Annotated in this window: 4 protein-coding genes and 2 pseudogenes; 5 read left to right on the top strand and 1 reads right to left on the bottom strand. The window is 36.5% G+C overall.

Features of this window, described 5'->3' with window-relative positions:
• Positions 1-17: 17 nt before the first annotated feature.
• Positions 18-845, bottom strand: a complete 828-nt coding sequence (locus B3P17_RS15585; RefSeq protein ID WP_252636625.1) for an ROK family protein — start codon at positions 843-845, stop codon at positions 18-20.
• Positions 846-1,021: 176 nt separating this feature from the next.
• On the opposite strand from B3P17_RS15585, the gene B3P17_RS15580 reads away from it, so the two are divergent.
• The 5 genes and pseudogenes from B3P17_RS15580 (at position 1,022) to B3P17_RS15560 (ending at position 12,469) form a co-directional block, all read left to right on the top strand.
• A complete protein-coding gene (locus B3P17_RS15580) occupies positions 1,022-3,838 on the top strand; it encodes a triple tyrosine motif-containing protein (protein WP_291106238.1) in 2,817 nt (938 codons plus the stop codon).
• Positions 3,839-4,119: 281 nt separating this feature from the next.
• Positions 4,120-7,172, top strand: a pseudogene (locus B3P17_RS15575) (SusC/RagA family TonB-linked outer membrane protein).
• A gap of 19 nt (positions 7,173-7,191) precedes the next feature.
• On the top strand, positions 7,192-8,712 hold the full coding sequence (locus B3P17_RS15570; RefSeq protein ID WP_135103895.1) for a RagB/SusD family nutrient uptake outer membrane protein: 1,521 nt from the start codon (positions 7,192-7,194) through the stop codon (positions 8,710-8,712).
• A 108-nt stretch (positions 8,713-8,820) separates the two neighbouring features.
• Positions 8,821-11,035, top strand: a pseudogene (bglX, locus tag B3P17_RS15565) (beta-glucosidase BglX).
• A gap of 72 nt (positions 11,036-11,107) precedes the next feature.
• Positions 11,108-12,469 carry a glucoamylase family protein gene (locus tag B3P17_RS15560; protein WP_252636621.1) on the top strand — a complete coding sequence of 454 codons (1,362 nt, stop codon included), beginning with the start codon at positions 11,108-11,110 and terminating at the stop codon, positions 12,467-12,469.
• Positions 12,470-12,475: the final 6 nt, after the last annotated feature.

Raw genomic sequence — 12,475 nt, 5'->3', positions numbered from 1 at the left:
GTATAATGGCTATTAATTTAGCTTAGGGTTGATGCTCCCAGTATAGCAACATCGTCTACTTTAGATGTATATATCTTCAGATTCTTTACTGTTTCGGGATAAGGAAAGCTATCAAGGCTATCCATCATGGCAGGAGCAAAATATTCGTAAGCGTTGGCTATACTTCCCCCTAAAATAATCACTCGAGGGTCGTAAGCAAAAAGAATTACTTTCATCAGGTCGCCTACATGGTGTCCAAACTGATTCCATAGAATGATGGAGTCAACATCTTCATTGGCTTTAGCCTTTTCAAAAGCGTCCTTACCAGTGATACCATGTACACGAGTGAAATAAGAACTACTGCAATAAGATTCATAATCATACTCCAGATAAGGAATACATCCGACTTCGCCGGCTCCTGTATTTCCTCCATTGTATAGTTTGCCATCGATAATAATCCCTGAGCCTACACCTGTTCCTAAAGCAACGGCGACTAAATCTTTCGATCCGGCTCCTTCTCCAAAATGATACTCACCAAGAGCAAAACAATTACAGTCATTATTTACGAAGACAGGGATATTAAATTCTTTTTCCAATATTTCTTTTAGATATACTTCTTTCCACGAGGGGATATTCATCACATTATATACGATACCTTTTTGTGCATCAACTACAGACGGTACGCCTATGCCTATACTTTCTATTTCAGGCGATATGATTTGATGAAGCATGTCTGTTAATTGTTTTATAACGACGTCTTCAGGCTGGTCTGCTTTGCATCGTTCCGATATTTTTTTTACAATGACACCATTATTAACAACACCCATTCTAACATTGGTTCCTCCTAGGTCTATCCCGATTTTCATGATTTTCTGATATTAATTTTTTATTGCATACAAATATAACTTATGAACTTCTAAAGGCAAAACGATTGAAGACATTATATTGACATCCATCTGAAAACAAAATCCATAAAAAAGTAGTATTTTTGATGTCTTAAATAAGAAAGCTCTTTGTAAATTCAACCTGAATGAATAATTTAATGAAATATATCTTTTTATTATTCCTAACCTTCCTTCCTTTCATTTCAATTTCGGCAAATAAACCACATGTTATCAACCTCTCCAAGAACATGTATAGAGCCGATAATAAAAACTGGTCGATAGCGCAAGACGAAAAAGGAATAATGTATTTTGGTAACGACATAGGCTTGTTGGAGTTCGACGGTGTCGAATGGAAGCTAAACCGTATACCTAATTCTCTAATAGCACGTTCGGTAGCAGTTCTTTCGCATCAAACGATTTTTACGGGCAGTTATGAGGAGTTTGGTCGATGGGATAGGGATATCTCAGGGAAATTAGTCTACAATTCTTTAAGTGATCAACTGGATAAAGCTCTTTTTAAAAATGATGATTTCTGGAAGATCTGGATTGCGGAAGATTGTGTTTATTTCCAATCTTTTTCGTCCATCTATATGTACGACTATAAAACGGTGAAGCATGTACCTTTTAATGGAGGCTTCTTATTATTATCTAAGGTAAGAAATGAATTCTTGGTGCAACAGATGTTTGGAGCATTGTATCGCCTAAAAGGAACTACATTAACAAAGATAGAAGGAAGTGAAATCTTTACGAATAACGATGTTAGAGTTATATTGCCATATTCGACTGATAAATATCTTATAGGTACATCTACAAAAGGGATGTATATTTATGATGGAAAGACCTTTAAACAATGGAATTCTGCAATATCTTCTACCTTAAGCTCAGCTGAGCTTAATTGTGGTATACTCTCATCGAAGGGTGTTTATTTTTTCGGAACTATATTAGATGGTATTTATCAGGTTGACGAATATGGTAATATATTGGATCATCTATCTACTATAAATACCCTCCAGAATAATACGGTGCTGTCCCTCTATGAAGATAATATAGGCAATGTCTGGGCTGCTCTGGATAAAGGCATCTCTTATATACAGCATATAGAGAATATGGACTGCTATATAGATAAAGGAGGGAAAACCGGTGCTGTATACGGTGGCGCTCTGTGGAATGATAAATTGTTTGTTGCTACCAATCAGGGTGTGTTTTATATAGCTGCTGAAGATCTGAGAAAGCCGGAAGCTTTGGCTAATATGAAACTGATAAATGGGACACAAGGACAAGTCTGGACATTAAAAGTTGTCAATGGAAAGCTATACTGTTGTCATAATAAGGGTCTAAAATTAATAAATAGTAACCTTTCAGTTTCAGATGTATTTGATATACATACGGGTGTCTACAACATCATGCAAGCAAAATATAAAGAGAAAGACTTACTTTTTCTATCCACCTATCAGTCTCTAAAAATTGTAGATCCCGCTACAAATAAGGTTTATGTGCCGAAGCAGATATCAGAGCCAATAATTAATGCGGATATTGATCATATCGGTAATATTTGGTTAGAACATGCTAATAGAGGTATCTATAGATGTAAACTCGGAGACGATCTCTCGGGTTTTGAAACATTCTCATATTACGGCGGAAGTAATAAAGATGGATTCCCATACAAAATGAAAATGTTTAAGGTAGGGGGACGTGTTGTTTTGCTTGGAAATAATGAGTTTTATACTTACGATGATATTTCAAATAAAATAGTTTCAAATACAATACTGAATGATTGCTTTAAAAATGTAAAGAACCTAAAGCAAATTGTACATATTCGTGGAAATCTATTCTGGGCACTTACAGATGCTTCGATTTATAAATTCTCATATGATGGCTATGAGGCATCTATTCTCGAAAGCTACAACTTAGGGATGAACTTATCATTGGTAAACGCATACGAAAATGTTTCTATCCTGAATGATTCATTGAGTCTTGTCTGCTTGGACAATGGGTTTATGATATACAATAAAGAACATGTTGTAAAAAAAGACCTTCAAAATAAATTACCTCTTCCATATTTAAGGATGTTGGGAACAACAAATGGTTATGGTGATTACGAATATAAGAATCTTGCTCAATTAGCTAAGATATCATATAACTATAATACTGTAACCTTTGGCTTTTCGGCAGAAAATGCATTTTCATCTAATTTCTCATTTCAGTATATGTTGCAGGGGGTAGATAATGATTGGTCTCTACCTCAAAAGGTGAATGGTGCCCAGTATGCTCGTCTACCTGAGGGTAAGTATGTCTTTATGGTACGGACGGTAGATAATCTCGGACATTATTCCGAATCTATATCTTATGAGTTTGAAATACTGCCGCCTTGGTATCAGACTATTTGGGCATATATGTTTTATATTCTTGCTTTTTTCTTTGTCATGTATATCATCTGGATGCTTATATTAAGGCGATATCGAAACTTGCATCTTCAAAAGATCAGACATAGAGAAACCCGACGCTTGAAAATGTTGGCCGGGGAGTTGCAGCAAGAAGTGGAACAAAAGAGTGCCGAACTTCTTACTCAAACATCTTTTATCATTCAGAAAAATGAACTCATTTTGAAAGTAAAAGATATAATAGATGATTTTTATTCAAAGAATAGAAACAATGCATTGATTCCGTTGTCTCAAAAAATAAATGCCTTGCTCAATAGTAATATGAATACGGAAGACGACTGGAAAACATTTCTACTAAAGTTTGAAGAGAAACATACAGGCTTTTTCAAAAAAATGAAAACTCTATACCCTCAGTTAACGAATAATGATCTTAGACTTTGTGCTTGTTTGAAACTAAATTTGGAAACAAAAGAGATTGCTTCTTTAATGAATTTATCTATTAGAGCAGTTGAAAATAGCCGCTATAGATTAAGAAAAAAGTTAAATATTCTTCCTTCCCAGAACTTAAATGAGTTTTTTCTGAATATAGATTAACTATTGTAATTTGTTGTTTTTTATATTGTTATGATTGTTTGAGAGGTAAAAGTGAGGTGGTGATATTGTTAAAAGAGGAGAGGGTGTATTCACGGTGTATTAACTTTTAGAAACACTCTGTCTATAAACTCTAATTTTGACACAAATCTAATATCATACGCACAGAAAGAACAATCATAACTTAGCCGTTACTGGAAAATACGATCACTTTTTAGTTCTTCTTTTCTGTCGTTCATAGTAGATTTTATTTGAAAATATGTGTTTAAATAAAAAGTAAGACTATGAAAATTAAACCTAAAAAAATGAAAAGTTCAGCTGCTCTCATGCGGAGAATTTTTTTCTTCACTTGTTTTCTTTTGGCAAGCGTGACGACTATTTATGCGCAGACCAAAACAATCTCGGGTAAGGTTGTGGATCAAGCGAATGAGCCTCTAATCGGAGTTAGTGTTCTGGTACAAGGTACAACAAACGGAACAATAACAGATATAGATGGTATGTATTCTCTTTCTGCAAAACAAGGAGATGTTCTTGTGTTTTCTTATTTGGGAATGAAATCTCAATCAGTTACTGTAGGTGCTCAGAATGCCATAAACGTAGTATTGGAAGATGACGCCAAAATGCTAACAGAAACAGTCGTAATTGGTTATGGTACAGCAAAAAAAAGAGACTTGACCGGGTCCATAGCTAGTATTAAAGCTGAGGATATAGCAAACCGTCCATCTGCAAACCCATTAGCCTCATTGCAAGGAAAAGTCGCAGGGGTGCAGGTAGTAAACACGGGTATTGCCGGACAAGATCCTGAAATCCGTATTCGCGGAACAAACTCAATTAACGGATATAAGCCGCTATATGTAGTTGATGGATTATTTAACGATAACATTAGCTTCTTGAATGCTGCCGACATTGAATCAATGGAAATCTTAAAAGACCCTTCATCATTGGCTATCTTTGGTGTACGTGGTGCAAATGGTGTTATTATTGTTACTACTAAAAAAGCGAAGGAAGGTCAGACATTGGTAAATATCAATACTTCTTTTGGTTTTAAATCGGTAGTAGATAAAATCAAAATGGCGAATGCTGCGCAGTTTAAAGAACTTTATTCAGAGCAGTTAGCAAACCAAGGAGCAAGTCCTTTCGATTATACAAACTGGACTGCTGATACAGATTGGCAAGATGAAATATTCCAAACAGGATTTATTACCAATAACAATATTAGTATAACATCTTCTAGCGAAAGGAATAAGTTCTATATGGGTGTTGGATATACTTCAGAAGAAGGAACTTTGAAACACGAACAATTCAGTAAGGTAACTATCAATCTGAGCAGTGATTACACTATCACTAAAGCATTTAAAGTTGGATTCCAATTTAATGGTGCCCGTTCAACCCCTCTTAATACTTCTACCAGCTTATATACAGATGCTGTGAAAAGAGCTTTATATGCAGCACCTATCGGATCTCCTTATAATGAAAAAGAAGGTTTGTATAATACATTACCTAGTTTCCAAAAAAATGAAGTGTCAAATCCGATGACTATTGTTGAGTTACAAAAGGATATGAACAAAGTAATTGACTACAGAGCATCCGGTAATGTATATGGAGATCTTACTTTCTTGAAGAACTTCAATTTCCGTGTAATGTATTCATTAGATTACAAATCTTATGATAGCAGATTGTATACTCCTAAGAGAACTATATTCGATGTTGATACTCAACAACCTGTAGTTATGGGAGATGGGAAAACTGCTGTGCAGCAACAAAAAACAAATGAAACAAAAGTTCAAAGCGATTATTTGTTGACTTATACAAATAGCTTTAACAATCATAATATTACAGCTACAGCTGGTTTTACAACATACTATAACAACTTGTCCAGCCTTACCGGAAAACGTGGTGAAGGAAACGGACTTCCTATCGCGAATGACCCTGACAAATGGTTTGTAAGCATCGGTGATGCAAATGCAGCATCTGCCGAAAGTACACAATGGGAACGCTCAACTGTTTCATTCTTGGCAAGGGGATTGTATAATTATAAAAATAAATACCTGTTCAACGGATCGTTCCGTCGTGATGGATCTTCAGGATTCTTCTATACTGGCAACGAATGGCAAAATTTCTACTCTTTAGGTGCTGGTTGGGTAATAACAGAAGAGGATTTTATGAAAGATTTCACTTTTCTTGATTACTTGAAGCTTAAAGGATCATGGGGTACTCTAGGAAACCAAAATATGGATAGAGTTTATCCTGCAGAACCAGTACTTCTAAACACTTCTAACGCTATTTTTGGTGATAATATAATACCGGGATATGAAATCGCATATCTTCCAAATCCAAACTTGAGATGGGAAAAAATTGAAGCTTGGGAAGCTGGATTTGAAGCTTATTTCTTGAAGAATAGACTAAATTTCGAAGGTGTTTACTACAAGAAGAAAACTAAAGATCTTTTGGCTGAAGTACCAGGAATAACAGGTACTAGACCCGGTTTAGGAAACCTTGGAGCTTTGGAAAATAAAGGTGTTGAATTATCACTTTCATGGAATGATAAAATTGGTTCTGATTGGAGATATAGTGTAAGTGGAAACCTGACAACAATAAAGAATAAAGTATTGTCATTGGTGCAGAACGGATATACTATTACTGATGGAACATCAGGTCTTCCAATGATGTCTTATACACAAGCCGGTTATCCGATTGGTTATTTCTATGGATATAAAGTAGAGGGTGTATATCAAAATCAGACAGAAATAGATAACTCTCCTACAAATAAATTAACAAAAGTATTACCGGGAGACCTTAAGTTTAAAGATGTAAATGGAGATGGTGAAATTACTACTGCAGACAGAACAATGATTGGTAATCCTACTCCTGATTTTACTTACGGGCTTTCTGTAAATGTAGGATATAAGAATTTTGACTTGTCTGTTGACATGATGGGTGTATATGGTAATGAAATTTATCGCACATGGAATATTTTTGAATGGTCTCAGTTTAACTATTTGGAATCGAAGATGGGTAGATGGCANNCACAGAACCTATTTTGAATAGAAAACGTGCGATAAATGGTAAAGATTATCCATCTGATTATTTCGTCGAAGACGGTAGTTTCTTCCGTATCAGAAATATTCAATTGGGTTATACTTTCGGAGCAGATATGTTGAAGAAATTAAGAATGAGATCTTTGAGAGTATATATAAATGCTCAAAATCCTAAAACATGGAAAAATAATACAGGCTATTCTCCAGAAATAGGAGGTTCGGCAACAGCATTCGGTATCGATGCTAATCCGTATCCAATGCCTGCGGTTTATACATTTGGTTTAAATCTTACATTTTAATAGATAAAAACAATATATTATGAAACGAATATTTAATAAATATATATATGCCGCTATAATTGCTGCTTTAGCATTATCGGTTATCAGCTGTAATGATTTTCTGGACAAAAGTCCTCAAGGAAGTTTTACTGAGGATGACGATACTAGTGGTGGTGTAGAAGCAAAAATCTTTGGTGTTTACTCAAAAATGAGAAGTTATAATATAACTGCCGGAATTCCTGCATTTGCCGTACATATGTTCCGTTCCGAAGATTCTGAAAAAGGAAGTACTGAGAATGATGGACCGGATAACGCCAGATTTTGGGATGATTTTGAATACACAGCATCTAATGGTATATTAGGAACTTACTGGAATCATAATTATTCGATAATTCATGACTGTAACTCTACTATAGATACTATACAGAAATTGAATAACAGTGACCTTAGAAGCTTGGAAGCAGAAGCTAAATTCTTTAGAGCTTATTGTTATTTCAACTTGGTAAGAGCATGGGGTGAAGTTCCTAAAATAGACTTTAAAATAAAAGACGCATCACAGGCTAATATCCCTAAAAGCTCTGCTGCTGAGATTTATGCATTAATTGATGCTGATCTTACTTTTGCTGAAGCAAATTTACCTCAATCTTGGCAAGCTAAATATACAGGACGTTTAACATGGGGTGCTGCCAAATCGTTACATGCCAGAACATATATGATGCGTAACGACTGGGGAAATATGCTTGCTGCATCTAAAGAAGTTATCAATTCAGGAATCTATAATCTGAATACATCTGTTGATCAAGTGTTTACTGATGCGGGTGAGAACTGTGGCGAATCAATTTTTGAACTGCAATGTACTGCTACTGCGGCAATGCCTGCAAGTACAGCTATCGGTAGCCAGTTTTGTCAGGTGCAAGGCGTGAGAGGAGCCGGACAATGGAATCTTGGCTGGGGGTGGCATATGGCAACAAAAGAGTTAGGTACAGCTTTCGAGCCTGGAGATCCACGTAAAGATGCTACACTTCTGTATTTCAGAAAACCGGGTGCAGCTATTACTCCTGAAAATACAAACAAGCCATATGGCGAGTCTCCTGAATCATCTGCAATGGGTGCATACTTTAATAAAAAAGCATACACAAATCCTGCGATGAGAGCTAAATATACGAGAGAAGGATTCTGGGTTAATATACGCATTATCCGTTATCCGGATGTTATTCTTATGGCTGCAGAAGCCGCAAATGAATTAGATCAGACTGAAGATGCTTTGAAATATCTGGAAATGGTAAGATCTCATGCGAGAGGAGCTAGTACCAGTATATTGCCAAAGGTTACTACAGAAGATAAAGTGGAATTGAGAAAAGCTATTCAGCGTGAAAGAAGAGTAGAATTAGCTTTAGAACCAGACCGTTTTTATGACTTAGTACGTTGGGGTACTGCTAAAGAAGTGTTACATGCAGCAGGTAAAACAAATTATCAAGATAAGCATGCATTACTTCCGGTTCCTCAATCGGAAATCGATAAATCAAATGGCGTTTTGAAACAAAACCCCAACTATCAATAAGGTTTATTAGGTTATCACATTTTTTATAGTAAGGGCTAGACAATTAGCCCTTACTAGTTTTAGGCAAGAAATAATTAGAGTTAAGGTATAACTGAAATTTAAGGTAAAATGACTGTAAGACAATTATTATTGGTCTTCTTGGCCTTCTTTGCTCTCTCGGGCAATATATTGGCACAAGGGAAAGATCCAAAGATGGATAAGTTTATCAATGATTTAATGAGTAAGATGACGCTGGAAGAGAAAATCGGACAGCTTAATCTNNTTCAATATAAAAGGTGTTGAGAAAATTAAAGAAGTTCAACGCATTGCAGTAGAACAGAGTCGTCTGAAAATTCCATTAATATTTGGAATGGACGTAATTCACGGATATGAAACCGTATTTCCAATTCCTTTAGGAATGGCTGCTACATGGGATATGGCTGCTGTAGAGCAATCTGCTCGTATCGCTGCAATAGAAGCAAGTGCTGATGGTATTTGCTGGACATTCAGCCCAATGGTTGATATTTCAAGAGATCCTCGTTGGGGACGTTTTTCGGAAGGAAATGGAGAAGATCCTTTTCTTGGAGGACAAATCGCAAAAGCGATGGTTCGCGGATATCAGGGAGTAGGAGAGAACATGTATAAGTCTAACTCCAATATTATGGCTTGTGTTAAACACTATGCGCTATATGGTGCAGGTGAAGCAGGTCGCGACTATAATACGGTAGATATGAGTCGCATACGTATGTTTAATGAATATATGTACCCTTATCAGGCTGCTGTAGAGGCAGGTGTAGGGAGCGTAATGGCTTCGTTTAATGAAGTGGACGGAGTTCCGGCTACAGCTAACAAATGGTTAATGACAGATGTATTACGCAAGCAATGGGGTTTTAACGGTTTTGTAGTTACAGACTATACCGGAATAAGTGAAATGATAGATCACGGAATTGGTGATTTACAAACCGTTTCGGCTCGTGCCTTAAAGGCAGGGATCGATATGGATATGGTAAGTGAAGGCTTGGCTACAGTGGGCAAGTCTCTTAAAGAAGGAAAAGTTACGCAAGCTGAAATAGATCAGGCTTGTCGCCGTGTGTTGGAAGCTAAATATAAATTGGGATTATTTGCAGATCCATATAAATATTGCGATGTAAATCGTGCAAAAAAAGAAATATACACAGCCGAAAATCGTGCTGTTGCTCGTAAGATAGCTTCAGAAAGTTTTGTTTTGCTTAAAAATGCAAATAATACATTGCCTTTGAAAAAAGGTGGAACTATAGCAGTGGTTGGCCCTTTGGCAAACACACGCTCTAATATGCCCGGAACATGGAGTGTTGCCGTGGATCTTACTAAACCTGCAACCGTAGTTGAAGGTATTCAGGAGGTAGCCGGAAATAATGCTAAGGTTGTGTATGCAAAGGGTAGTCATTTGATAAATGATGCAAAATATGAACAAAATGCAACTATGTTTGGTCGTACATTACATAGAGATAAGGAAACTCGTAGTAATGAAGAAATGCTACAAGAAGCATTGCAAATATCAAAAGATGCAGATGTAATAGTTGCAGCATTGGGTGAATCGTCTGAGATGAGTGGAGAATCTAGTTCTCGTACCGAAATTGGTATACCTGATGTACAGAAAGAATTGTTAAGAGAATTATTGAAAACTGGAAAACCTGTTGTCTTGGTATTGTTTACTGGTCGTCCATTGACTTTGACTTGGGAAAATGAAAACGTACCTGCCATTCTTAATGTTTGGTTTGGTGGTTCAGAGGCAGCACATGCTATTGGAGATGTTTTGTTCGGTGATGTCAACCCAAGTGGAAAACTTGTTGCTACTTTCCCTCAGAATGTAGGACAGATTCCTTTATTCTACAATCATAAAAATACAGGTCGTCCCTTGCAGGAAGGTAGATGGTTTGAGAAATTCCGCAGTAACTATTTAGATGTAAGCAACGATCCGCTATATCCATTTGGATATGGATTAAGCTATACTACATTTAGCTATAGCGACATTAAATTGAGTTCTACAACACTTGATGCAAAAGGAGAATTAACCGCTTCAGTTACTGTTACAAATACAGGAAAATATGATGGAGCTGAGGTTGTTCAACTTTATATTCGTGACTTAGTCGGTAGTGTTACACGTCCGGTTAAAGAATTGAAAGGTTTTGAAAAAACATTTATCAAAGCAGGGGGAAGTAAAAATGTTAGTTTTAAGATAACTCCTGAGTTATTGAAATTCTACAATTACAATCTCGAATATGTATTTGAAAAAGGTGATTTTGATGTGATGATAGGAGGTAATAGTAGTGATGTTAAATCTGCGAGATTTACATTAAATTAAATGCTCTGAGTCTTGAAAAAGAGACTATGTAATCTTAGTCTCTTTTTCTTGTTTATTATTAAAACAGATAATATGAAAAAAATATATATACCATTCATTTCTATAATACTTGTGCTAGCGGCTATTAGCTGTAAGGATAAATCCAATAAAGATACTGATGATAGCACCATAGAGCCAATTGCTATTACAGATGAGGCTCTATTGGATAGTGTTCAGCGCAGGACATTTAATTATTTTTGGGATGGAGCCGAACCTACGAGTGGAATGGCTCGCGAACGCTTTCATGTAGATGGAGTATATCCTCAAAATGATAAAAATGTAGTGACTTCCGGAGGTAGTGGCTTTGGGATAATGGCTATTGTTGCCGGAATAGACAGAGGGTATATAACTCGTGAACAAGGTTTAGAACGGTTTACAAAGATTGTAAACTTTCTCGAAAAAGCAGATTCTTTTCATGGTGTATTTCCACATTGGTGGAATGGTGAGACGGGTGAAGTAAAAGGATTTAGTGATAAGGATAATGGAGGAGACTTAGTTGAAACGTCATTCCTTCTACAAGGTTTGTTGGCACTTCATCAGTATTATGTAAATGGGTCTGATGCAGAAAAAGCTTTAGCTGTCCGTATTGACAACCTTTGGAAAAATGTCGACTGGAACTGGCATCGTAACGGTCAAAATGTATTGTATTGGCACTGGAGCCCTAACCATTCATGGGAAATGAATTTTCCTATTCGTGGATATAATGAATGTCTCATCACTTATGTACTGGCTGCATGTTCTCCTACTCATGGTACTCCGGCTGAGGTCTATCACGAAGGTTGGGCAGAAAACGGAAAGATTATTGCCCCTCATCAATTGGAAGGGTATAACCTGAATATGCGCTATCAAAGCAATAGTGGAGCAGGCCCTTTATTCTGGGCTCATTATTCATTCTTAGGATTAAATCCTACCGGGCTAAAAGATAAGTATGCTGATTATTATCAGGAAATGAAAAATTATACACTGATAAATAGAGCGTATTGCTTGCGTAACCCGAAAGGATTTAAAGGTTATGGAGAAGATTGCTGGGGCTTGACTGCTAGTTATTCAGTTAAAGGATATAGTGCTCACGAACCGACAGAAGAAGGAGACCTCGGTGTAATAGCTCCTACGGCAGCTTTGTCTTCTATTGTATATACTCCGGAGGAATCAATGAAAGTGATGCGCAAGCTATATAGCATGGGCGATAAGGTTTGGGGGCAATATGGTTTTTATGATGCATTTAGTGAAACAGACAATTGGTATCCGCAACGTTATTTAGCAATAGACCAAGGTACAATAGCTGTGATGATCGAGAACTATCGTTCGCAGTTGCTTTGGAATCTATTTATGAGTCATACTGATGTTCAAAAGGGTCTTAAGAAACTAGGTTTTGAATCTCCTTCATTGAATTAAAGAGTA

The organism is Dysgonomonas sp. UBA7630 (assembly GCF_002483985.1).
In the GTDB taxonomy this organism is placed as follows: Bacteria; Bacteroidota; Bacteroidia; order Bacteroidales; family Dysgonomonadaceae; genus Dysgonomonas.
This window is presented reverse-complemented; position numbering and strand designations above follow the sequence as displayed.

What these genes read in the sequence shown, in the direction of transcription:
- B3P17_RS15560 (WP_252636621.1), top strand. Translation starts at nt 11,108, where the DNA reads ATGAAAAAAATATATATACCATTCATTTCTATAATACTTGTGCTAGCG.
- B3P17_RS15585 (WP_252636625.1), bottom strand. Translation starts at nt 845, where the DNA reads ATGAAAATCGGGATAGACCTAGGAGGAACCAATGTTAGAATGGGTGTT.
- B3P17_RS15570 (WP_135103895.1), top strand. Translation starts at nt 7,192, where the DNA reads ATGAAACGAATATTTAATAAATATATATATGCCGCTATAATTGCTGCT.
- B3P17_RS15580 (WP_291106238.1), top strand. Translation starts at nt 1,022, where the DNA reads ATGAAATATATCTTTTTATTATTCCTAACCTTCCTTCCTTTCATTTCA.